Genomic DNA, 21,449 nt, shown 5'->3' with positions numbered 1-21,449 from the left:
TGCTAATATAGGTAAAAGCGAATTGTTTCGTTGACATACCAGATATGCAAGCTTGGTTATCCGGGGTTGTACTGGTTTCGACGGGGGTCATGCAGCTGGTGAAGCTATCCCCATGCGATGGGTTAAATGGCAAAATTAAAAATAAACGCTAACGACGAATTAGCATACGCTGCCTAATGGCAGCTGTCAGACTTAAGGCACCCACACTTTAAGAGCCTGGCATCGACTATGTGGGAAACGACGTATACAAAGCTTTGAGTATACGGGCGTATGATGAAGCTACTAAAACCGTCAGAGTGTCTTTTCCCGGACGGCGGAGGGAATGTTAAATAAAAGACTATGATAGTAGAAGAACAGGGAATTGATTTTCGGACAGGGGTTCGATTCCCCTCAGCTCCACTTTAAAGAAACCGCGTAAATGCTGGAAAATCCAGTGTTTAGGCGGTTTTTTCGTGGTTTGGGGATGTAAGGACAGAAAGCAGTAAAGCCCCCACCCCCCACCATATCCCCAATGTTTTCCAGGCAAGTATCACACGAAATATCACACAGGCAGGCAAAAGACAGCGGATAGTAATATAAAGGCTGGGGAAACGCCTGGTTTCTCTGGCCCTTTTTATCGTCCTCAAAATAAGACATCTCTATAAACTGCCTTCCAGAAGGTCAAGCATTTTGTGGTTCAAAACATATCCTCGGTTACGCAGTTCCATTAAAATCCGGCGGTATCCGTAACGTCCCTGATTTTCCTTATAAATTGCTGTGATTTCTGCTTTTTCAAGATTATATTTGTCTCCAGACTGCACTTTTTTGCAATGATAGTAATAAGTGCTTCTGGGGATGCCGGAAAGTTCCAGCAGGGCTGCCAGTTTATAGTTACGCCTTAATTCTGTAATGGCAGTCACAATATGGGGCATTTGTATTTTTCCCGCTTTTGAATTAAGGCGTTCATTTTTTTAGGTAGTCATTCTCCATACGGAGCCGCAGTTTTTCTTCTTCAAGACACTTCTCCGATGTTTCTCTCCGGGTATGGCCTTCCAGCACATATTGAACAACCATCATTTTGAATTCTTCTATAAAAAGTTCTTTTCCCATAAAACTGCAAGTTATCCACCAGATAGAGTACCTGCTAAACAGATCACTCTCGCATATTTATTTTCGGAATCCTCCAAAACTTTAATTTTACCTTGCCGAATAAAATGTTCGATTCGCCCTGCAAACCACCAGTCCCCCATACCTATCTGAAAACACCCAAGAATATCGCCTATCAATCTTGCCTCTTTGATGGGCTTATATGTAAGTCTTTTCCATATCAAAAAATCATAAAAATCTTCTGGAACACTGGTAACTCTCCCGTTTATCACTGCTCTGAGAGGACTGTTATCCTCAATCAATCCTATCCAAAGCAGCGCATACTTCCTCTCTTCTTCTTTGGTCAGCATCCTTTCATGGGAGAGGAATCCTGCAAATTCCTCCGGCGAAACTTCTCCCCAGTTTCTGTAAGAAATAATACTCGTTTTTCTTACCACAGATTCCGGGAGTTTTACGATATGAACCTCATTTTTATAGTTTTGCAGTATCCGGCACAGACTGTAAAAACCACATATCGAATACGGCGCATCGCTGTACCATACCCGGATTGTCTCGCCATCTTCCAGATATTTCTTCAAACGCAATAATTCATTCAAATAAACTTCCCCTGTCAGTTTCAATTCCTCATCCATTTCTTGACTTTTACCATACGTATTTTGTGCGTACATGGAATAAATCAGATTGTTCCGGTACTGACTGTCTAAAGGCTCTTTGATATTACCAATATCCAGCATGAAACCAAGGCAGACTACTTCTTCTGCCATTCCCTCCACCCATCCAGTAAAGGTTTCATCTGGCGGTGTCTTTTTTTCTGCCATCCACACCGATGTCGGCCCGTTCACATGACCAACTGCTACCGTACTTTTTGCGGCTTTCATAGAGGCCGCTTCACTTTCTCCAAATAATACTTCAATCATATCTGCTTTCTCCGCAAATTCCGAATCAGTTCGTTTATAATTATATTTTACCATATAAGCCCTTAAAAAACTATTTATTTGCCCTTGATTCTTGGAATGGTGAGGGCTGCTGTCCATAAAAATTTTGTGCAACTTTATCGCACATGAGCATTTACTGATGGATTCACGGGAACCCCCTCTTTTTAACTATCCTGCCGTCTGACAGCCTTTTTAAGTCCTCTGAAATCTCCGTTTTTATCCCCCTCCCTCATCCACCTGACCAACCGGCTGTATTTTCAGCCTGTTCGCTTCCCAAATTTGGACAGCAACTCCCTCGGATTATCGAGCCATTAAATTCTCAGAGCCAACGCATCCCTCCCGCACTCCCTGTATCATTCACAAACTTCTTACACTATGTTCATATTTCTGTTACAGATTGATCAAACTCTCTTCACGATTTTTTCCTATACTTAGTTTTGCAAAGAGCTAATGCTATTAAACTTTTTTTCATAATACTCGGCCGGCTGGAAGGACTTTCAGCCGGCCTCCTCCTTTTTACAGACACATATTAAAACGAGTACCTGGCAAAAATCCGTCCGTTTCCTCCTTTTTTACTTTCTTTCCGTGATTTTGTATAAAATCTTTTTTCATATTTTCTAATTTTTGTGTAGACTTATTTCATCATCTGTGCTATTATAATAGACGTAACCCCCCAATACATTATATAGTTTTTGCTACACCCCATAAGAAACGAAATACCTTCTCCTGAAAAGACCGGTTCCCCGACCGGTCTTTTCGCTGTTCGGATATTGCTGCATCTTGGAAATGATCTGCCGCAGGAATGCACCTGATATCGTCTTTTCATTTATACCGATTATAAGCGCTGTGAATTATCTGATTTTTTACTTATTTTGCTTCAAATTGAACATCTTTATTTTTTTTACAAAAAATGCTGGACAAATTGAAAAGCTCATGATAGACTATACAAGTTCTCAGCGATGAGCAGATAACAAATTGAAAAAGGCCTGATGGTCAAGCGGTCAAGACGACGCCCTCTCACGGCGTAAACCCGGGTTCGATTCCCGGTCAGGTCATTGAAGAAACATTTTGTTTTTTCTTTAATAATCACATTACAATTTATAAAAGGCCTGATGGTCAAGCGGTCAAGACGACGCCCTCTCACGGCGTAAACCCGGGTTCGATTCCCGGTCAGGTCATTTAAAGCAAGCAGTATAATTACTGCTTGTTTTTTTGTACCTCACCGCCATCCTTTCTGCACTCCAATAAAAAGGCCGATAGTCAAAAAAAGAAACAGGCACCCTTTACCAGGAAACCGCCTGTTTCCACACATTCTAATACAGATTTCTGACCTTAAATTCTTTCTCCAGCTCTCTGCGCTGATCCTTCTTTGCAATGTCCGCTCTCTTGTCATAGAGTTTCTTTCCTCTGGCAAGTCCGATCTCTACCTTCACAAGGCTTCCCTTAAAATACACCTGCAGAGGCATCAACGTATATCCTTTTTCTGCAATTTTGCCGTTTAGCTTCATGATCTCCGATTTATGCAGAAGCAGACGGCGGATCCGCAGCGGATCCTTATTGAAAATATTTCCCTTTTCGTAAGGACTGATATGCATACCATAGATATACACCTGGCCTTTCTCAATCTTTACAAAGGCTTCCTTTACGCTGCATTTGCCTATACGAATGGACTTTACTTCTGTGCCGAACAGTTCAATTCCGGCTTCATATTTATCATCAATAAAATAATCATGGTATGCTTTTTTGTTATTAGCCACCAGCTTGATCCGATCTTTCACCTTGTCCCTCCCTCTGACTGGTCTTTCCGGCAGATGTCCCTATCATACCACAGGCAGGTCTTTTCAGTCAAGAAGAGACGCAGCCGCTGCAGAAACGCCTGAATTATTTATTTAAATTCTACCCTTCACTTGGCAAGCAGAACTTACTCTTTCACTTTGATCGAGCAGTGACAATCTCCCTAATGATCCTGACCAATCATCCAGAACTCAGCCTATCCGTGACACCCCTCTATTCCTACATTGACAAAGGAATCCTTCTCAGCCGGAATATAGATCTGAAACGGAAAGTGAAGTTCAAAAAGCGGAAATCCAATCAGCCCCAAATACAGAATCGTAAGATCTTCAATGGGCGTACCTGCGCCGATTTCAAAGGAGTTCATGCGGATGAATTGGACTTTTGGGAAATGGATACCGTCAAATCTGCACAGGGATCCGCCACGCTTACAGAAAGCTTTAGGCGACAGCGTTGAATTTACATTTCTCTTCCCGGTCATCTTAACAGACCGGGACGGAGAATTCGGAGATCAGGAAAACCTTGAAATGAGTCGGCAGGATAGACGGCGGACCAGCATCTTTTACTGTGACCCTATGTACAGTAGCCAGAAGGCTGCACAGGGACTCTGGACCCCGGCTGCCGCGGCCCGCAGGGCCATGCCCCCAAGCAAAAGCCCATAGCTGTCCCGACCCGCTCTCAATGGTAATATACCAGCTCAGCACATAATCCGTTACTACCGAGCCAAGGATGGAGCCGATCTGGCTGATCAGAAATCCTCTGACTGCTTTCATACAAAAATCTTTTTCACCTTTCCATTCTGCTTTTCTTCATAGTATTTTTCAAAGGAATCATTGTGGGAAACAATAAGAAGGGACATTCTCCAGCGCCTGCAATACTCTGCCACCCGCTCTGTCACAGTATCCGCCAGCTCCGGGTTCAGCGCGCTCACCGGCTCGTCCAGCATAAGAAGCTCCGGCTTGCGGATCAGCGCCCTGGCAAGCCCCAGACGCTGCTTCTGTCCGCCGGAAATATTTTCCCCGTTCTGCTCGATAAGGTAATCCATCCCCTTAGACTCCACAAACTCCTCCAGACAGGCCGCCTCCACTGCCTCGTGGATCTCCCGCTCTGAAAAAGCCTCTCCCAGCGTAATATTATTTAAAATCGTATCCCGGAAAATATAGGGAGTCTGCTGAGACTGCAGGACGTGGCTGTAATATGCCTCCGGCTCTATGCCGGCCGCCCGGATGCCGTTAAATCCCACGGATACAGGCTGACCCTCCGTATCATAAAAACGGGAGATCAGGTTTAAAAGGCTGGTTTTTCCCCTTCCGCTGGGCCCAGACACGATCCCCGCTTCTCCTCTTAAAAGAGTAAAATCCACATCATGGAGAATGGATTTTCCATCAGGGAAGGTAAAGGACCTGGAGGAAAATGAAAATTCCTTCAGAGACTCCAGCTGGCAAGTCTGATACTCCCTTTCCTGTTTTTTAAGAATCGGAGCTATTTTCTCCTGCATGGCCAGGGCCTGGGTTCTCTTATTCAGATAATCCGGGATCACCTGGATGGGCTCCTGGAGGGTTCCGGCCACTCCGTAGATGGCAATCAGCTGGCCGATGGAAAGCTGGCCCTTCATCACCAGTCCCACTCCGATGATCACCGTTAAAATCGGCATGGCGATCACAAGCATGGCATAGGTAGAGGTAAAGGCAGAATAATAGCGTGAAATACTGCGGCTGTATCGGAAGGGGTATTCATCAATAAAATCCGACAGCTTTTTATCAAAAAATCCTTCTTTTTTATACTGCTTTATATCCTTGATCCCATCCAGACACTCCACAATATCGGTGCTGATCTCCGTATTGGAAACCTGAAGCTGATAGGTCCGGTCAGAAATAATCCGGCTGATATACTGGGTTCCCAGAAAGCAGGCCATGACGATCAGAAATACAATAATAGAGATCAAGACGCTGTAGTAAAGCATCACTCCAAAAGCCAGGATCAGGCAGCAGACATTGAAAACAACGGTTATGATCCCCACACTCTGCCAGTCTGAAATAAACTTGCTGTCATCCTTTACCATTGTAAGGATTGATGAGGAAGAAAAGCGCTCATAAAATGAATATTCCTTTCTCATAGACAGCCCAAACAACCGCTTCATCAGGGAATAATGGCTGGTATACTGCAGCTTCCGATACCAGTATTGGAAAAAACAATTCAGAAAAAAGAATGAGAAAACCAGGATCAGACAGTTCCTTATATAGGACTGGGTTATACCGATATTCCCTGCCGTAAGGCTGTCAACGGTTCTTTGGATCTCCATCAAAAGCACATACCGGATCAGCATCTCCGCCACAAAAATAAGCGTCGCAATGACCTGGATCTTTCGGATGGGCTTAAAGGTGTGATTGATTTCTCTGTCAAATTGCTTCATCGGGGGGCACACTCCTCTTTTTTCTTCATTTTATCTATTTATGGTAATAAAAGCAATCGCAATCTTTCCTAATATCTGAATCCTGAATTATTTATTTAAATTCTACCCTTCACTTGGCAAGCAGAACTTAGTTCCGTAAATGCAGAACTTAAGCTTTCATATATTCCTTGTTATTCCCATGTTTTTTCATGTATCCTTCTTTTGTTCCCACGCGGCGGCTAAGGGAGGGACATTATATCAAATGTATGATCATACCAAAAGGAACCGTTTTTGAAGGGTTCACACAGTGGGATATACGTAAGGCCGTTGATCATGGTAAACAATGCTCCCAGGAAGAAGCTGGGAGGACCCACGCCTTATCAAATCTCTATGAATGTATTCGGTGAAGAGATACTCAAAAAGCAGCAGCTCCGGTACATTTCCTCTGACGAGGCAACGTACCGGAGCTGCTGAAATAAAATCAATCGATGAAAAACGCCGCAGGACACAGCAAACTTTACTCATTTCATAAAAGCCTGTAGAAGTCAGTTTCAAACAGCACCCTTCCAGAGGCTTATTTGCCATATCACAAAGATGATTATTTTCAATGATCTACCTTTCGCTTATCACAAAAACTCAGTATTTCATATGGCAAAAATATAAAAAAGTTCCCTACCTTTCCCTTTCAAGTACGAAATCTACTGTCCGCAGCAGTCGATCCGTTCCCGCCACAATCACACGCACCGGCTGTCCCAGCTTGTAGGTTTTTTTTGTCATTTCTCCTGTAAGTTCATATTTTGTTTCATCAAATATATAATAATCATCCCGCAGCTCGCTGATATGAACCAGCCCCTCTACTGTATTGGGCAGTTCTACATAGATGCCCCAGTTTGCCACTCCTGAGATCACACCCTCAAAGGTTTCACCCACATACCTTGCCATATACTCGCATTTTTTCAGCTTATCTGTCTCCCGCTCCGCCTCGTCGGCCCTGCGTTCCAGAACCGACGCCTGTACCGCCACCTGGGACAGCAGCAGCTGGTAATGTGCCTGACGTTTCTCTTTTAAGCCCCCGCAAAGAGCTTCCTTGATAATACGGTGGATCTGCAGATCAGGATAACGCCGGATGGGCGAAGTAAAATGTGTATAGTACCTGGCCGCCAGACCAAAATGGCCGGAACATTCGGTGGTATATTTTGCCTGTTTCATAGAACGCAGCGTCAGCCTGGCAAGCAGCGGCTCCTCTGGCGTTCCTTCAATCCGGTCTAAGAGCTTTTGCAGTTCCTTGGGATGAATCTCCCCCTGCTGCATCCGAATAAAATAGCCGAAATTATTGATAAACACTCCCAGCTGCTTCATTTTCTCGGGATCCGGCGTATCGTGCGTCCTGTATAAAAACGGCACGGACTGCCAGTAGTAGTCTTCTGCCACTGTTTCATTTGCCAGCAGCATAAAGTCCTCAATGATCCTGGTGGCCGTATTGCGCTCATAAGGCCTGATTTCCAGGGGATGCCCATTTTCATCCAGAAGAATCTTGCTCTCCGGGAAATCAAAGTCAATGGCTCCCCGCCTCTTTCTCCTCTCCCTCAAAACAGAGGACAGCTTCTCCATTCGCCCAAAAAGAGGCAAAAGCTCCTTATATTCCTCTATCAGTTCTTCTTTTTTTTCTGTCAAAATACCATTAACCGCCGTATAACTCATCCGTCGATCCACGCAGATAACTGTCTCACAGATCCTGTGATCCATTACATTTCCCTGATGATCCACTTCCATAATGCAGCTTAACGCCAGCCGGTCTGTACCTGCATTCAGAGAGCAGATACCATTTGACAGCTTGTGAGGCAGCATAGGGATCACCCGGTCTACCAGATAAACGCTGGTGCCCCGCTTTAGGGCCTCCTTATCCAGAGCGCTGCCCTCTCTTACATAATGACTTACATCCGCGATATGGACTCCCAGGATATAATTTCCTTCCGGCGTCATCCCAAGGGTGATTGCATCGTCCAAATCCTTTGCATCCTCTCCGTCAATGGTAACGGTCTGTAAGCTGCGAAGATCCAGACGACTCATATAAGTACCCTTCCAGGTATGATTTTCCCTCAAATCATCCAGATGATACACTGCCTGCGGACCTGAAAAGGCGGTTCCTGCCGGCGTTTCCATCTCCAGCTTATCCGGTACAGACTCCAGTTCCTCCATCACCTCCTGTGGAAATGCTTCTGGAAGCCCGTAGGCCCGCACCAGGGACAGGATATCTGTTCCAGGATCATTCACATGGCCTAATATCTCAACGATCCTCCCCTCCGGTTTCTTTCCCTGACTACCGAAGTCCGTGATTTTCGCAACTACTTTGTGACCCGTTACCGCCCCCTGATCGCAGCCCTGAGGAATAAAAATATCCTTTGTCAGTTTCTGATTATCAGGCACCACAAAACCGAAGGTCTTATTTTTCTGGTAATATCCCACAACCTGGCTGTTGGCATGATCCAGAATCCGCACCACTGCCCCCTCTGGTCTGCGGCCATTTTTCCCGTCAGATGTGATTACGATCTGCACCCGGTCCCCGTGAAGAGCCGCTCCAGTCTTTTCCTCCGGAATAAATACATCCTGATCCATTCCTTCCACTGTCACAAATCCAAAGCCTCTCGGATGACTCCCAAAGATGCCGTTTACCGAAAAGGTCTCCGGTTTCGCATATTTTCCTTTTTTTGAAATACCAATGATACCCTCTGCCGTAAGTTCATCCAGCACCTCCTGAAGCTCGCCGCGCTGGGATTTAGGGATATCCAGCAGCATGGCAAGCTCCTTTGCTTTCATAGGCACATAGGCCTTTTCGTCCATAAGCTCTGTGAGCATTTTCTTTCTCTGTTCCAATAATTCTCTTTCCATGTATCCTCTTTTCTGTACGGCGTTTCTTCCTTAACAACGCCAAAAGCTGATTAAAAAAACACCCTTCATTGATGATACATGAAAGGTGTTCTTCTCTGTCCTGTGTCCGTATTATTATCCCTGAACCTTTAAAAGAATATTCAGGATCAGTGTGATGATCATAAAAACAATGGCGCCGTATCTTGTGAAGTGCTCCAGTGTGCCCTCCATGGAACGTCCCTTGTTCTTGCTCCAATAGCTCTCAGCTATGCCGCCGATGGCACCGCCCAGTCCATTGGACTTGCCCTCCTGCATCAGGATCACGATAGAAATCGCAACGCCGAGGAGCACATATATGATCGATAAAATAACCTGAATCACTGCCATGACCTGTACCTCTCTCCATTTTCTTATAATCAAACAAAGCTACTATACCATACTTTTTCTGTAAATACAAGGATTTTTTCACGCTCCGCCATTTCGTCTGTCGCCGGATCCCTGTTCCGATCCTGATTCATACGGCAGCCTGTGCCCCATACATCCAATGGATCTCACTGCAAAAGCCTGGCACCGTCCTCTCCCACCGCAGATCCATCCGGCGTTACCGCTGATACCAGCATAGCGCCTGACTCATCACAGAAATACTCTTTTCCATTCCAGAAGATCCAGCCCGTTTTCATATACCCATCACTGTCAAAAAAATACCACCGGGAATCAATGAGCTGCCAGCAGTCTCTTGGGTAAGAACCGTCCCTGTTTTCAAACCACCAGCCGCGGCCGTCCCGTTTCCAGCTGCCTTTCCAGTCCGCCAGGTCAGCATCCGTTACTTCAAACCAGGGTGATTCCACCCAGTCTCCCTCATTTCCTCTGATATCGACGGCCCTTACTTTAAAATAGTAATTGCCGGCCTTGGGAATCTGCTCTGCAAAATCAAAGCTGTTTTCTGCCACTGTGCAGACTGCTCCTATTCGGTTTTCAGAAGAACTGCCGCCCTTTCCCCTGTACAAACGGACCTTATAGCTTTTTGCAATACCGTTCTGATCCCAGTGAGCAATCGCATTGTCTTGATCCCACACAAGACCTGATACATCCAGATCCTCGTCCTCCTCATCCAGTTCATCCAAAGACACTACAAGGCGCAGCAGCTCTTTATCGTATTTTGTGGAACTGGACACATATTTTACCTCATCTCCTGTAAAGGTGAATGTACTTTTTCCCGATTTTTTAAAATAGCAGTCGCTGTCAGCCGCCAGCCATATTTCCACCTTAGGCCGGACGCCGCCGGCCCAATATTCCTGCTCATTGATGAAATCCGCGCTCTCTAGGGAACAGTTCCCCTCCTCCACTGACACATCGATCGAAGCGCCTGCATCTCCTGCCTGTATATCAGAGCTGATATTCAGACGGATGTGCCCCACCGGCGTCCGCTCCTCTTTTGCAAATGCCGGAAACGCACAGAGGGCTGAGAAAACCATAGCTCCCATAATACCATGAAACAGGCGTTTTTTTATTACTGTCATTGTAATTTCCCCCTTTTATTTCTTATCCTGCGTGTTGTACCCATTCCTGTGTAAGTATATCACAGATCCTTGCGTTTGCGAACCATTTTCCCAACATTTGCGCACGGTACCCTGCCTCATCCCTCCTGTTCGCACAGCCTGGACACACAACCTGACAATGAAGCATATAGTACATTAAGCGGACGGAGGAGCATTCAGCCTGCAGCGGCAGGCACGGATCCATACTCCTATGCATGGAGGGTACAGCGCAAGACACAGAAAGGAGTGCAACTATGTATTTTGAGTATCCTGATGATCTGGAACTTGACGCCCGAATGGGGGATATTCCCGATGGGCCTTTTGAAAATGAAACAGTCAGCCGGGAAAACAGCGGACTGGAGACTTCTGACAGAGGCTGCGGCACACAGAGTTCTGACAGCAGATGCTGCAGGTGTAATTGTGAAGGGCAGAACAGAGAATGCTGCCGATGCTGCCGGCGGGGACCAGCCGGACCAAGAGGCCCCATGGGCTGTCCCGGACCCACCGGTGCCACCGGGGCTATGGGACCCAGAGGTTTCACCGGAGACACCGGACCAAGAGGTCCTGTCGGACCGGCAGGGCCGCAGGGACCTGTTGGCCCCCAGGGGCCTATTGGAACAACCGGTGCCACCGGGCCAATGGGACCCAGAGGCTATACCGGCGCAGCCGGGGCAGCCGGCCCCAAAGGGGATACGGGAGCAGCCGGAGCCACTGGCGCTCAAGGCCCCAAAGGTGACACGGGAGCCACTGGACCAATGGGACCCAGAGGCTATACCGGGGCCACCGGCGCAGCCGGAAAAGCTGCCACTATTACCATCGGAACCGTTGCCACGGGAGCTCCCGGAACAGATGCCGCCGTTACCAACACCGGTACGAATACGGATGCTATTTTTAACTTTACCATTCCGGCCGGGGATTCGGGAGTTGTAACTCCTGCGGCGCCAGTAGAGGATGCCGTCTGCACCACCATTCTGACCCAGTTTAATCTTCTGCTGGCCCACTTAAGAGCAGCCGGGCTGCTGGAAGAATAACATTCCCTTATAAAGGCGGGAACACCTCCCAACGTGTTCCCGCCTTTATAAGGGCGCATACAGAAGGAGAGCACACAGAAAGACCAACAAACCCTTAAGAAAATGGCATGGCTGAACAGTTACATATTTCCTTCGCTCTATCAGGCATTGACATTTTCGCTGCTTCTCACTATAATAGCCTCATAAAACAGAAGCACGACTGTTTGCAGCTATTGACCCGGATGAAAGGAGGATAACCATGACAGCAACTTACAACCGCAACATAACTTTAAATTTTATCAGAGGTCTGGAGATCCTTCCGGTATTGGGCTGATCTGCGCTTTTATATTATCCAAATTCGGATCCCATTCTCAATATCTTACGATCCCCACACCTCTGTCTGCTGCGAGGTATTTTTATGCCTGTTATCAGGCGAAACTTCCCGGCAGAGAAAGGGATCATCATGAAAATCATAAACGGACGCTATACATCTGCAGTCATCTATCACACGAACAATGAAAAAACAGGCATTGAGCCTTACGCCCTGGCACAGATCCAGGCGCTTTGCGATAATGAAGCATTCACAGGAAGCCAGATCCGTGTCATGCCTGACGTTCACCCCGGCAAAGTCGGAACCATCGGATTTACAGCCACTGTAGGCAGTCGGATCCTGCCCCAGGTAGTGGGGATTGATATCGGCTGCGGCATCACCCTGGCCCGTCTTTCTTCCAAGGCCAGAAAAGACTGTTTTCCCAGGCTGGACACCCTGATCCGAGAGCGGATTCCCGCAGGCTCCCGGATACGAAACGACCTGCACCGTTTTGCTGACTCCTTCAGACCGGAAGCATTTTACTGCAGACGCAGCATAGATGAGGTCAAGGCCGTATTAAGCCTCGGAACCCTGGGCGGAGGCAACCATTTCATCGAACTTGACGAGGATGAAAACGGCGCTCTCTATGCGGTGATTCATTCCGGCAGCCGCTCCTTAGGAAAAATGGTTACCGAATACTATATGAGAGAAGGCCAGAAAGCCCTCAGACAAAAAGGCGTACGCGTGCCCTATGAACTGACCTGGCTGGAGGGCTCCCTGAAAGAACAGTATCTTCACGATCTTCAGTTAGTTCAGCAATTTGCCGCTTTAAACCGGGAATCCATTCTGGATGAACTAACCCGCGCAATGAAATGGAAAACGGAATCCATTCTCTCCTGCCAGCATAATTATGTGGATCTGAGAGGCAACATCCCCATTTTAAGAAAGGGAGCCATTTCCGCCCGAAAAGAAGAGCCTGTCATTATTCCCATCCATATGCGGGACGGCGTTCTTTTGGGAAAGGGACTTGGAAATAAGGACTGGAACTTCTCAGCCCCTCACGGCGCCGGAAGGATCATGAAACGGGAGGATGTAAAAAAGCACTTCACGTTGTCCGCCTTTAAAAAGGAGATGAAGGGGATTTATTCTCCCAGCATCAGCAAAGATACTCTGGATGAGTCCCCCTTTGCCTATCGACCCATGGATGAAATACGCGCCGCCGTCTCAGACACTGTAGAGATCGATCAGATCCTGCATCCTGTCTATAATTTCAAGGCTGGAAGGGAGGGATGATTTATGGCAAAATACAGAGAAATTCCCTGTAAATACTACGAAGCACTGGGGCTCTGCAAAAAAGGCCGCCAGGCCTGCCACAAGACCTGCTGCCAGCACTGCTCAAAATACCAACCCCGAGCCAAGATCCGCTGTCTTAACAAAAAAAAGCTGTATCTGGAAAAACGCGCCGGTAAAACCTGTCACTGGCGCGATGTGTGATACAGCTGGAAAAAGTTATCCGCAGTGCACTCCTCACCTCCCGAAAAATCCATCTCATCCCACATACCCTCCTTCAGGCGGACAGGATTTGTCTGGCTGAAGGGAGTGTAGATCTGGTCAAAGGCCCTTGCCTTTTTTTCCTCCAGCAGCTTAATCTTTCGGGCAGCCGTGGCGTCTTTATCATAGGCATTGGTGCATTTTTGAATATAATATTTTCCTTCATATGAAATAACCTTACTGATCTGATCCTGTTCCAGGAAAAAGGCCGACTGCTCTAAGGGCGTCATATCCCCGCTCCATTCCAGCTCATACTCAATCTGACTGTTCTGGGATTCCTTAGCAGCCACAGCAGCAAAATCCGCCTTTTCCTGGGTCGCCTTTTCATAAACCTCCTGGGCTTTTTCCTCCGTATCAGTCTCGATCTGCTGGATGTGGATTACCTTGGCCTCCGCGTCGCTCACCTCCAGATCTTCCTCATTGGTAAGCTGGGATACCGTCTTATCTGCCAGGTAATATTTGCTGTAAAGGTCATAGACCTCATCCTTTGATACCTTCATATAGTCCAGGTCGCCTTTTGTCAGGCCGGAATAATATTCGTCCGTCAGGTTCTGAACTGCATCCTTTTCCTGACTGGTAAGCTGGATTCCATTTTTCTCAGCAAGCAGGTTCACCACAGCCAACTCCTTCAAAAACTGCTCAACCTGCCCCTTCAGCAGTGTCTCAAAGGTATTCCCCTCTCCGTCAGCCGCAACCGACCACAGCTGGCTGGTATAGATGTTCTGATACCGGTTGCGCTCCGTAGCGGCCACCATTCGGATCTGGCCTGGCGTATATTCGGTGACAGAGCCCATACTCCTCTGCCCGGAAGAGGCCTGTCCGCTGCAGGCTGTAAGCCCTGCGGTCCCAATGAGAACCCACAGTCCCAGACACAGGATTCGACGCCACATTCCCATCCCCCTGCTATTCCTTTTCTGGTTCAATACAGACTCCTTTCCCACAGAGCATCTTATTACAAAAGATTCTTAAGGATCTTTAGAACTCCGTCGTTTACATTGGTGTCCGCCTGAAATCTGGCCCTGTCCCGCACCTCTTTTCTGGCGTTTGCCACAGCGAAGCTGTAATAAGCCTGATCCAGCATTTCCAGGTCATTCAGCTGATCGCCAAAGACCATTGTCTCCTCAGGCCGAATATCCAGACACTCCTGAATAGTCCTTACCGCACTCCCCTTATTGACGCCGAAAGCCATGCAGTCCATCCACATATCTCCGGCGCAGGCCAGCTTAAGCTCACCTCCAAATTCATCAAAAACAAAACGGGTGGCAGCTTCAATACCCTCAGGCTTGTAAATGGAAATCTTTACCGGAGCTTCCTCTAAGGCAAGAAGATCCTCCACCCTGTTCAGCTTAAACTTATATCCGTCAATCAGCCAGCGTACCAGTTCTTCATTTCTGGAATCCACATAATCTCCGCCGGCGCAGGCATAGACAATCTCCAGTTCCGGATGACGGCGAACGGAACGAATCAGCCGGTCTGCCAGGGTCTTATCGATGGCGTATGTATAGAGGCTGCGGCCATAGCAGCCAATATAAGAGCCGTTATTTGCAATATAAAATATCTTTTTCTTTACCGGGTCAAAGGTATGCTCCACGCTGGACCAGGGCCGTCCGCTGGCAATGGCGAACTGGATTCCCTTTTCCCGCAGCTTTTCGATCACATCAAACAGCTCCGGATTTAAATCGGCTGACCCGTCAGGCACCAGCGTTCCGTCTACATCCGACACGATCAGTTTAATCATTGTCTGTTCCTCCATTCTCTGTCAGCAGAGCATCCACCTCATGAACCAGACGCCCCAGAGGCAGCCCTACCACATTGGTGTAATCTCCCCGGATTCCCTTTATATAGGCGGCAAAACGGCCCTGAATCCCGTAAGCGCCCGCCTTGTCAAGCGGCTCGCCGCTCTGGGCGTATGCAAGGATCTCTTCCTGAGTCATGGGCCAGAGGCTTACGTCGGTACATTCTGCGAAGGTTGTATTGTGATACCGGCCTTCTCCCAGACAGAGAAGTACCGTAACACCAGTGTAGACCTGATGATCACGCCCCTCAAGGCTTTTTATCATCTGCGCGGCCCGCTCAGGCGTCTTTGGTTTCCCAAGAATTTCATTGTCCAGCGCCACCACCGTATCCGCGCCAATCACAAGGGTTCCCGGCATACAGTCTGACGCGACCTCCCGCGCCTTGCCGTCTGAAAGTTCCATCACCAGTCCCTTTGGCGTATCTGCCTCAGAGGTCTCCTCCAGGGAACTCGGACATATCCTGGCCCGGATACCGATCTGCTCTAAAAGCTCTTTTCTTCTGGGCGAACCGGAGGCAAGCACCACCGGATGTCCCTTCCAATATTCTGTCATTTCCATATCTGTCTCCTGCTTTCTTTAGTATACCTTCAGCCGTCCCACGGTTTCCTTCTCATCCTCTTCCCCTCCCAGGCGGCGGTGAATACACCACAAAAGATCCAGAAGATAATAAAGCGGTAATACCCAGGCTAAAACATGACCGGCTTTTACCGGTATATGCCCCACTGCCTGCCGTACCTGACGATCCAGAAAATGGAAGAAAAAGATTCCTAAAAGTCCCCAGGCCAGACTGCTTTCCAGGCAGATAATGCCGCGGTAATTAAAAGGCTTTGTGCTGTAGTCCCACCAAAAACTTCCAAACAGGCGAATCATCACCGCAGCCGTCACAAGTTCCATCACAGTAGCCATCACCATGGACGCCGTGTAAAGCTTCACCGGATCCCCGGCTACCGGCGTCAGAAGAAACATCGCCCCCAGCGCCCCGAAGCCGTATATGACGCAAAAGGGGCCATGGCCAAAGCCACGGTCCACTACGGGGCGTCTGTATTCAATACTCAGTACCGTGCATTCCAGAAGATAGCCTAAAAAACTGTACATAAAAAACCAGTTGATCATGGTATAAGGTTTCATGGATCACCTCTTAATAATATGTGTTTAACAGAAGCGCCAGACAGATTCCCAGGATAGCTCCGGCCAGAACCTGAAGCGGCGTATGGCCCACGTATTCCTTTAATTTTTCCTGAAGAACCTCTGCATTAAGCTTAAGCGGATTTTCCATCAAAATGGAGTTTAACAGCTTTGCCTGCTTTCCCGTCTCTCTGCGCACTCCAATGGCATCATACATGACTACCATGGAAAGGACAAACGATATGGCAAACTCAAAGGAGCCTGCTCCGTATTCCAGTGCAGCGGCTGTGGTCAGTCCGCATACTGTGGCAGAGTGGGAGCTGGGCATACCGCCGGAGCCTACCAGACGTTCCGCGTTGAAGTTTTTATTTAAAGCAAAGTCGATCAGTGTCTTTAAAACCTGGGCTGTCGTCCAGCCCACTACGGCGCTTACAAGGATCTGATTGCCAAGCATCTCGTTCCAAACATTCATGGTGCGGTTATTTTCCCCTTTCTTCGGGCGTTTATCTGTGTTTTCATTTACCGGCCTCTTAAAGGGGATATTCTAGCCCCGCCCTGCCGGCTGTGCCATAAAGGACATAAGGATCCAATCCTTTGCCCGCGCCGCCGTTTCCCTTGTGCCGCAGATCTTGTCAGCCATGGTAACTGCGTAGCCGGCCCTGGTAGCCGGCGGCACCGGCGTCAGAGGCCACATATGGCGCAGGATGATATTTTTTTCCTCTTCTGTAATATTAAAATAGAGAACCGCATTTTCCATCGCTCTGCGCGGGTGGGTAAAGCCGTGAAAATGCTCACCTGTCTCTCTGGCATGGGTATGCCAGTCATATAAAAACAAATCATGGAGAAGCCCCCCTCTGGCAGCGCTCCTCCAGTTTCCTCCCAGTCTCCTGCACAGCCGGTACGCCATGTAGGATACCTGAATACAGTGTATCTTACAGGTGGTGGTGCCGTGCTGTATGTACTGGTCCATAGACTGGAATACCGGATGGGACAGGATATCTGCCACACACTCCAGGTATTCCGGATCCGTTAAATATACATTTGTTTCAAAGTCCTCCATGGGCATCTTACCTCTTTTTGCGCACAGAGCAACCCTTTTTCACGGTCATCAGCCGATGAGCCAGTCATACAGCTCCTGATATCGGGAAGCAGATGTTTTCCATGAGAAATCGGCCGCCATCGCCCGGTCAATGATCTTATTCCACTCCCGGCGTCTGCTGTAGTAGACGTATTTGGCATAGCGGATGCTCCCCAACATCTCGTGAGCATTATAATTGGCAAAGGAGAAGCCTGTGCCTGTGCTTTCGTATTCATTATAAGGCCAGACGGTATCCTTTAAACCGCCGGTCTCTCTGACAATAGGCACTGTGCCGTAGCGCAGGGCCATAAGCTGGCTTAAGCCGCAGGGTTCAAACAGAGACGGCATCAGGAAGGCATCACAGGCTGCATAGATCTTATGGGACATGGCCTCTGAATAATAGATCTGGGCCGATACCCTGTCATGGTACTTCCAGTCATAGTGGCGGAACATATTTTCATACCGCTCATCGCCGGTTCCCAGGATAATCAGCTGCATATCCTCGCTGCATATCTCATCCATGACTCCCTGAATCAGATCCAGCCCCTTCTGGTCTGTGAGGCGGGATACAATTCCCACCATAAACTTTTTCTCATCAACCGGAAGCCCCAGCTCCTGCTGCAGAGCTTTCTTGTTCTTCCCTTTTTCCCTGCGGAAATTCTTTGCATTGTAATTCTGAGCAATATAACGGTCTGTCTCCGGGTTAAATTCATCGTAGTCGATTCCATTTACGATTCCCCTTAAGCTGTTGGAGCGGGCCCGCATCAGGCCGTCCAGCCCCTCTCCATAGAAGGGCATCTTGATCTCCTCCGCGTATGTATTGCTTACCGTAGTAATGGCATCGGCATATACGATACCGCCCTTTAACAGATTTCCGTCCTTATAGGCTTCCAGCTTATCCGGTGTAAAATAATAATCAGGAAGTTCCGTAAAGCGCTGGATGGTCTTGACATCCCACACGCCCTGGAACTTTAGGTTATGGATGGTGATAACGGACTTCATATTGCAGAAGAAGTCTCCGCCCCGAAAACTGTCCTTTAAAAGTACAGGGATGAGTCCGGTCTGCCAGTCATGGCAGTGAACTACGTCCGGTTTAAAACCGATGACCGGAAGAGCTGAGAGCGCCGCCCGGCAAAAGAAACAGAACTTCTCCAGATCCCAGAACCAGTCGCCGTATGGCTTTGCCCCGTTAAAATAACTCTCGTTATCAATAAAATAAAATGTAATCCCCTCATGGACATACTGAAGAATCCCCACATAACGGCTCTGGCCCAGATAATCCATATAGAAATGGTCCACATACTGCATCCTGTCTCTCCACTCCTGGCTGATGCACAGATATTTAGGGATCATGACTCTTACGTCAAAATACTTCTTATCAAAACATTTTGGCAGAGAACCCACTACATCTGCCAGTCCCCCGGTTTTAATAAATGGTACTGCTTCAGAAGCCGCAAATAATATCTTCTTCATCCAAACCTCCCTCTCCCGACATACACAGGTAGCTTTTTGCCTTATCTGATAGTATATCGTATTTTTATGAAATTAGGAAGTAATTTTCCATGTATTTATCTTAAATTTTTTTGTATTCCAGGAATATTTTGTCAGAAATAAGAGCAATAAATTCAGAATTGGTAGGCTTGCCCTTACCCGTACTGATGGTGTATCCAAAAAGCTCGTCAATGGTTTCCATTTTTCCCCGTCCCCAGGCTACTTCGATGGCATGGCGGATGGCCCGCTCTACCCTGCTGGCTGTGGTCTGATTCTTCTTGGCAATGGCCGGATAGAGGATCTTTGTCACAGATCCCATCATCTCCTGATCCTTTACAACCATGGTAATGGCATCTCTTAAATACTGGTAGCCCTTGATATGGGCGGGGATTCCCAGTTCGTGAAGCATCTTTGTAATATCGGTCTCCAGATGCTCCTGTATATATTCTTCTCTTGTAATCTTAGGCTCCTCCTCACGGACGGGGAGCGGCGCTTCCAAAAGACGGCCCGACGGGATCCTTACAGGAAGCCGGCCTGCATGGCGGATCTTGGTCATCAGAATATCCCTGTCAAAGGGCTTCATCAGGTAATAATTTACTCCTGCCCGAAAGGCTTCCTCTGTGACCTGCTCGCCTCCGGCGGCACTGAGCATGATAAAAACAGGATGCTTGCGAAATGTATCTCTGCGCTTTAGTTTTTCCACGATAGTGATTCCATCTACCTTCGGCATTACCATGTCTAAAAGGACGATGTCCGGGGTAGTATCCTTTATCATGTCAATGGCATCCTCGCCATTGTCGGCCTTTCCAATGACCGTAAGCCCATCTTCGGCATTGATCATTTCATCCAGAGTGTTTAAGATCATGGGATTATCATCCACGATCACCACGTTTAACTGTTCCTGCTTTTCCATTTGCTCCTCCTCATTACACGGGGCCGGGAGTATCCTCCCCCTGCCTAAGATTAGCACAAAGGAGCCGCCAATTCAACGGCCCCTTTGTCTTGATCAGTAACATTTTATATTATACAGGCACATCTTGTCATTTGGCAATATCTGGTAGTCGCAAATTTAGACACATTTTTTCGTGTATTTTTGGTATTTTTCGACATTTTGTAACCATCTTCTCTATCATTCCTCATATTTCAGCATATCTTCTGCCAAAATTCCGTATCCTCTTGTTGGATCCTGCACAAATACGTGCGTTACTGCCCCCACCAGTTTTCCATCCTGCAAAATGGGAGTTCCCGACAATCCCTGAACGATCCCGCCGGTAAACGCCAGAAGCTCCGGATCCGTAACTTTTAAAACCATGGTCTTATTTTTCTTAGTGGCGCTGTAATCTACCTTCTGAATCTCCACCGAGTAATCCTTCGTCTCACCGGAAACCGTAGTTCGGATCACTGCCGGCCCCGGCTTTACCTCCTGGCGTCTGGCGATCTCCACCGGTTCGCCTGACAGTTCCTTTTTAAACTGCTGATTCACCTTCCCGAAAATACCGTCCTCTGTGTTGGATGATATCTCACCCATACAGGACTGAGGGCCGTAGTAAATGACGCCTGATAAAAGGCCTGGTTTGCCCGCCTCCCCTTTTTCCACGCCCATGATCTTTGCCGTATAGAGAGCGCCGTTCTCAATCTCCACCAATTCCCCGGTATCGCTGTCACTGATGCCATGGCCCAGCGCTCCAAAGTTTCCATTGGGATCTACATAGGTAATCGTGCCGATGCCCTGGGTATCGTCCCGAACCCAGGCTCCCAGCTTATACTGGCCGTCTGATCCTTTTACCGGATCCAAAGCCACCTCCATAGTCTCACCCTCCCTCCGGATGGTGAGGCTTGCCTGACCGCCTTCCCAGTTTTCCACCTTCTGGATCAGTTCCTCTTTGGTTGATAGAGGTGCTCCGTTAAAGGCTTCAATGTAATCGCCTGATTTTAACCGGCCGTATGCCGGTTCTGTCTCCACACCGTCCTCCCCTGTGACCCGTCCGGTGCCTATGACCATAATTCCGTTTGATTTTAAGTAAATGCCTATGGGAGTGCCGCAGGGAACGGCGTACTGGGTGTCCACCACATCTACCTGAATATCTTTAAACTTAATAAGCCCCAGGAGTTTTAAATCTACCTGGTAGCTTCCCTTTTCACCTGCAAAAATAGAAAATGGCTCGCTGCTGCTTATGGTGATTTCATCTGCGGGTATATTGCTTTCATTTCCCAGGGCCACCTCTGTACTGCCGCTGGAAAGAGTGGTTTTCCAAAGCAGGGGAAAAGCAAATTCCTCCTGCTGGTTTTCAATGATGCTGATACGGTCAGGAACCGACCGGTCTGCCAAATACCACACAAAGCCGGTTCCGGCGATGGCGGTCAGCCAGAAGATCCAGGCCAGCCGCCTGTATAATCCTGATTTTCTCCTTCTCATATGCCCTGCCTCCTTACGAATGACGATTGCGTCTGTCATTAGTATGGGTTTGCAGAGCCGGT

Annotated in this window: 21 protein-coding genes, 2 tRNA genes and 1 other RNA gene; 6 read left to right on the top strand and 18 right to left on the bottom strand. The window is 47.9% G+C overall.

From position 1 onward, the window contains the following. Positions 1-62 precede the first annotated feature (62 nt). Positions 63-402, top strand: a transfer-messenger RNA (tmRNA) gene (gene ssrA / locus HW447_RS05980). Positions 403-638: 236 nt separating this feature from the next. Here ssrA and HW447_RS05975 read toward each other — a convergent pair. After that, positions 639-911 carry an IS3 family transposase gene (locus tag HW447_RS05975; RefSeq protein WP_176254407.1) on the bottom strand — a complete coding sequence of 91 codons (273 nt, stop codon included), beginning with the start codon at positions 909-911 and terminating at the stop codon, positions 639-641. Between the two features lie 189 nt (positions 912-1,100). Continuing rightward, on the bottom strand, positions 1,101-2,003 hold the full coding sequence (locus HW447_RS05970; RefSeq protein ID WP_176254406.1) for a DUF3658 domain-containing protein: 903 nt from the start codon (positions 2,001-2,003) through the stop codon (positions 1,101-1,103). 1,001 nt (positions 2,004-3,004) lie between these two features. Between HW447_RS05970 and HW447_RS05965 the strand changes: the two genes are divergently transcribed. Both HW447_RS05965 and HW447_RS05960 read left to right on the top strand, forming a co-directional pair. Further along, a tRNA-Glu gene (locus HW447_RS05965) sits at positions 3,005-3,076 on the top strand. Between the two features lie 51 nt (positions 3,077-3,127). Next, positions 3,128-3,199 (top strand) — tRNA-Glu (locus HW447_RS05960). Between the two features lie 135 nt (positions 3,200-3,334). Here HW447_RS05960 and smpB read toward each other — a convergent pair. The 7 genes from smpB to HW447_RS05925 form a co-directional block, all read right to left on the bottom strand. Continuing rightward, a complete protein-coding gene (smpB, locus tag HW447_RS05955; RefSeq protein WP_176254405.1) occupies positions 3,335-3,799 on the bottom strand; it encodes an SsrA-binding protein SmpB in 465 nt (154 codons plus the stop codon). Positions 3,800-4,011: 212 nt separating this feature from the next. Next, complete coding sequence (locus HW447_RS05950) at positions 4,012-4,179, bottom strand: hypothetical protein (RefSeq protein WP_176254404.1); 168 nt, start codon at positions 4,177-4,179, stop codon at positions 4,012-4,014. A 115-nt stretch (positions 4,180-4,294) separates the two neighbouring features. Then, on the bottom strand, positions 4,295-4,585 hold the full coding sequence (locus tag HW447_RS05945; RefSeq protein WP_176254403.1) for a hypothetical protein: 291 nt from the start codon (positions 4,583-4,585) through the stop codon (positions 4,295-4,297). After that, positions 4,582-6,225, bottom strand: coding sequence for an ABC transporter transmembrane domain-containing protein (locus tag HW447_RS05940; protein ID WP_176254402.1), 1,644 nt, complete (start codon positions 6,223-6,225; stop codon positions 4,582-4,584). Before HW447_RS05940 ends, HW447_RS05945 begins: the two co-directional genes overlap by 4 nt. A 651-nt stretch (positions 6,226-6,876) precedes the next feature. Then, positions 6,877-9,060 (bottom strand): ribonuclease R, encoded by a 2,184-nt coding sequence (rnr, locus tag HW447_RS05935; RefSeq protein WP_176254572.1) that lies wholly within the window; start codon positions 9,058-9,060, stop codon positions 6,877-6,879. 147 nt (positions 9,061-9,207) lie between these two features. Then, positions 9,208-9,459, bottom strand: a complete 252-nt coding sequence (gene secG / locus HW447_RS05930) for a preprotein translocase subunit SecG (RefSeq protein WP_176254401.1) — start codon at positions 9,457-9,459, stop codon at positions 9,208-9,210. Between the two features lie 164 nt (positions 9,460-9,623). Continuing rightward, a complete protein-coding gene (locus tag HW447_RS05925) occupies positions 9,624-10,592 on the bottom strand; it encodes a hypothetical protein (RefSeq protein WP_176254400.1) in 969 nt (322 codons plus the stop codon). Positions 10,593-10,864: 272 nt separating this feature from the next. Between HW447_RS05925 and HW447_RS18105 the strand changes: the two genes are divergently transcribed. The 3 genes from HW447_RS18105 (at position 10,865) to HW447_RS05910 (ending at position 13,424) form a co-directional block, all read left to right on the top strand. Then, positions 10,865-11,641, top strand: coding sequence for a collagen-like domain-containing protein (locus HW447_RS18105; RefSeq protein WP_279285663.1), 777 nt, complete (start codon positions 10,865-10,867; stop codon positions 11,639-11,641). 397 nt (positions 11,642-12,038) lie between these two features. Next, positions 12,039-13,223 carry an RtcB family protein gene (locus HW447_RS05915; RefSeq protein WP_330589053.1) on the top strand — a complete coding sequence of 395 codons (1,185 nt, stop codon included), beginning with the start codon at positions 12,039-12,041 and terminating at the stop codon, positions 13,221-13,223. Positions 13,224-13,226: 3 nt separating this feature from the next. Then, positions 13,227-13,424, top strand: a complete 198-nt coding sequence (locus HW447_RS05910) for a hypothetical protein (protein WP_176254399.1) — start codon at positions 13,227-13,229, stop codon at positions 13,422-13,424. Here HW447_RS05910 and HW447_RS05905 read toward each other — a convergent pair. The 9 genes from HW447_RS05905 to spoIVB all read right to left on the bottom strand — a co-directional run bounded on the left by HW447_RS05905 (position 13,406) and on the right by spoIVB (position 21,387). Beyond that, positions 13,406-14,371: a peptidylprolyl isomerase gene (locus tag HW447_RS05905; protein WP_243176222.1), complete on the bottom strand. Its 966-nt coding sequence runs from the start codon at positions 14,369-14,371 to the stop codon at positions 13,406-13,408. The genes HW447_RS05910 and HW447_RS05905 overlap by 19 nt on opposite strands. Before the next feature lie 62 nt (positions 14,372-14,433). After that, on the bottom strand, positions 14,434-15,219 hold the full coding sequence (locus HW447_RS05900) for an HAD family hydrolase (RefSeq protein ID WP_176254397.1): 786 nt from the start codon (positions 15,217-15,219) through the stop codon (positions 14,434-14,436). Next, on the bottom strand, positions 15,212-15,835 hold the full coding sequence (locus HW447_RS05895; protein WP_176254396.1) for a Maf family protein: 624 nt from the start codon (positions 15,833-15,835) through the stop codon (positions 15,212-15,214). The genes HW447_RS05900 and HW447_RS05895 overlap by 8 nt, the downstream gene beginning before the upstream one ends. A gap of 18 nt (positions 15,836-15,853) precedes the next feature. Then, positions 15,854-16,405: a putative ABC transporter permease gene (locus HW447_RS05890; protein ID WP_176254395.1), complete on the bottom strand. Its 552-nt coding sequence runs from the start codon at positions 16,403-16,405 to the stop codon at positions 15,854-15,856. Positions 16,406-16,415: 10 nt separating this feature from the next. Then, positions 16,416-16,856, bottom strand: a complete 441-nt coding sequence (locus HW447_RS05885) for a divergent PAP2 family protein (protein ID WP_176254569.1) — start codon at positions 16,854-16,856, stop codon at positions 16,416-16,418. 90 nt (positions 16,857-16,946) lie between these two features. Continuing rightward, on the bottom strand, positions 16,947-17,462 hold the full coding sequence (locus HW447_RS05880) for an HD domain-containing protein (protein WP_176254394.1): 516 nt from the start codon (positions 17,460-17,462) through the stop codon (positions 16,947-16,949). A 48-nt stretch (positions 17,463-17,510) separates the two neighbouring features. After that, positions 17,511-18,953 carry a glycogen synthase GlgA gene (glgA, locus tag HW447_RS05875; RefSeq protein WP_176254393.1) on the bottom strand — a complete coding sequence of 481 codons (1,443 nt, stop codon included), beginning with the start codon at positions 18,951-18,953 and terminating at the stop codon, positions 17,511-17,513. Between the two features lie 100 nt (positions 18,954-19,053). Then, a complete protein-coding gene (spo0A, locus tag HW447_RS05870) occupies positions 19,054-19,884 on the bottom strand; it encodes a sporulation transcription factor Spo0A (RefSeq protein WP_176254392.1) in 831 nt (276 codons plus the stop codon). A 216-nt stretch (positions 19,885-20,100) separates the two neighbouring features. Next, positions 20,101-21,387: a SpoIVB peptidase gene (gene spoIVB, locus HW447_RS05865; protein ID WP_176254391.1), complete on the bottom strand. Its 1,287-nt coding sequence runs from the start codon at positions 21,385-21,387 to the stop codon at positions 20,101-20,103. Positions 21,388-21,449: the final 62 nt, after the last annotated feature.

The organism is Enterocloster alcoholdehydrogenati (assembly GCF_013282095.1).
Lineage (GTDB): Bacteria > Bacillota > Clostridia > Lachnospirales > Lachnospiraceae > Enterocloster > Enterocloster alcoholdehydrogenati.
The sequence above is the reverse complement of the archived record's forward strand: the minus strand, read 5'-3'. Positions and strand labels throughout refer to the sequence as shown.

Bases quoted from the DNA above. Each gene is read 5' to 3' on its own strand.
- HW447_RS05910 (WP_176254399.1), top strand. From the start codon at position 13,227: ATGGCAAAATACAGAGAAATTCCCTGTAAATACTACGAAGCACTGGGG.
- HW447_RS05900 (WP_176254397.1), bottom strand. From the start codon at position 15,219: ATGATTAAACTGATCGTGTCGGATGTAGACGGAACGCTGGTGCCTGAC.
- HW447_RS05970 (WP_176254406.1), bottom strand. From the start codon at position 2,003: ATGATTGAAGTATTATTTGGAGAAAGTGAAGCGGCCTCTATGAAAGCC.
- HW447_RS05905 (WP_243176222.1), bottom strand. From the start codon at position 14,371: ATGTGGCGTCGAATCCTGTGTCTGGGACTGTGGGTTCTCATTGGGACC.
- HW447_RS05890 (WP_176254395.1), bottom strand. From the start codon at position 16,405: ATGAAACCTTATACCATGATCAACTGGTTTTTTATGTACAGTTTTTTA.
- HW447_RS05940 (WP_176254402.1), bottom strand. From the start codon at position 6,225: ATGAAGCAATTTGACAGAGAAATCAATCACACCTTTAAGCCCATCCGA.
- HW447_RS05975 (WP_176254407.1), bottom strand. From the start codon at position 911: ATGCCCCATATTGTGACTGCCATTACAGAATTAAGGCGTAACTATAAA.
- glgA (WP_176254393.1), bottom strand. From the start codon at position 18,953: ATGAAGAAGATATTATTTGCGGCTTCTGAAGCAGTACCATTTATTAAA.
- secG (WP_176254401.1), bottom strand. From the start codon at position 9,459: ATGGCAGTGATTCAGGTTATTTTATCGATCATATATGTGCTCCTCGGC.
- HW447_RS05895 (WP_176254396.1), bottom strand. From the start codon at position 15,835: ATGGAAATGACAGAATATTGGAAGGGACATCCGGTGGTGCTTGCCTCC.
- HW447_RS05925 (WP_176254400.1), bottom strand. From the start codon at position 10,592: ATGACAGTAATAAAAAAACGCCTGTTTCATGGTATTATGGGAGCTATG.
- spoIVB (WP_176254391.1), bottom strand. From the start codon at position 21,387: ATGAGAAGGAGAAAATCAGGATTATACAGGCGGCTGGCCTGGATCTTC.
- HW447_RS05915 (WP_330589053.1), top strand. From the start codon at position 12,039: ATGCCTGTTATCAGGCGAAACTTCCCGGCAGAGAAAGGGATCATCATG.
- HW447_RS05880 (WP_176254394.1), bottom strand. From the start codon at position 17,462: ATGGAGGACTTTGAAACAAATGTATATTTAACGGATCCGGAATACCTG.
- HW447_RS05885 (WP_176254569.1), bottom strand. From the start codon at position 16,856: ATGCTTGGCAATCAGATCCTTGTAAGCGCCGTAGTGGGCTGGACGACA.
- HW447_RS18105 (WP_279285663.1), top strand. From the start codon at position 10,865: ATGTATTTTGAGTATCCTGATGATCTGGAACTTGACGCCCGAATGGGG.
- rnr (WP_176254572.1), bottom strand. From the start codon at position 9,060: ATGCTCACAGAGCTTATGGACGAAAAGGCCTATGTGCCTATGAAAGCA.
- spo0A (WP_176254392.1), bottom strand. From the start codon at position 19,884: ATGGAAAAGCAGGAACAGTTAAACGTGGTGATCGTGGATGATAATCCC.
- HW447_RS05945 (WP_176254403.1), bottom strand. From the start codon at position 4,585: ATGAAAGCAGTCAGAGGATTTCTGATCAGCCAGATCGGCTCCATCCTT.
- HW447_RS05950 (WP_176254404.1), bottom strand. From the start codon at position 4,179: ATGAACTCCTTTGAAATCGGCGCAGGTACGCCCATTGAAGATCTTACG.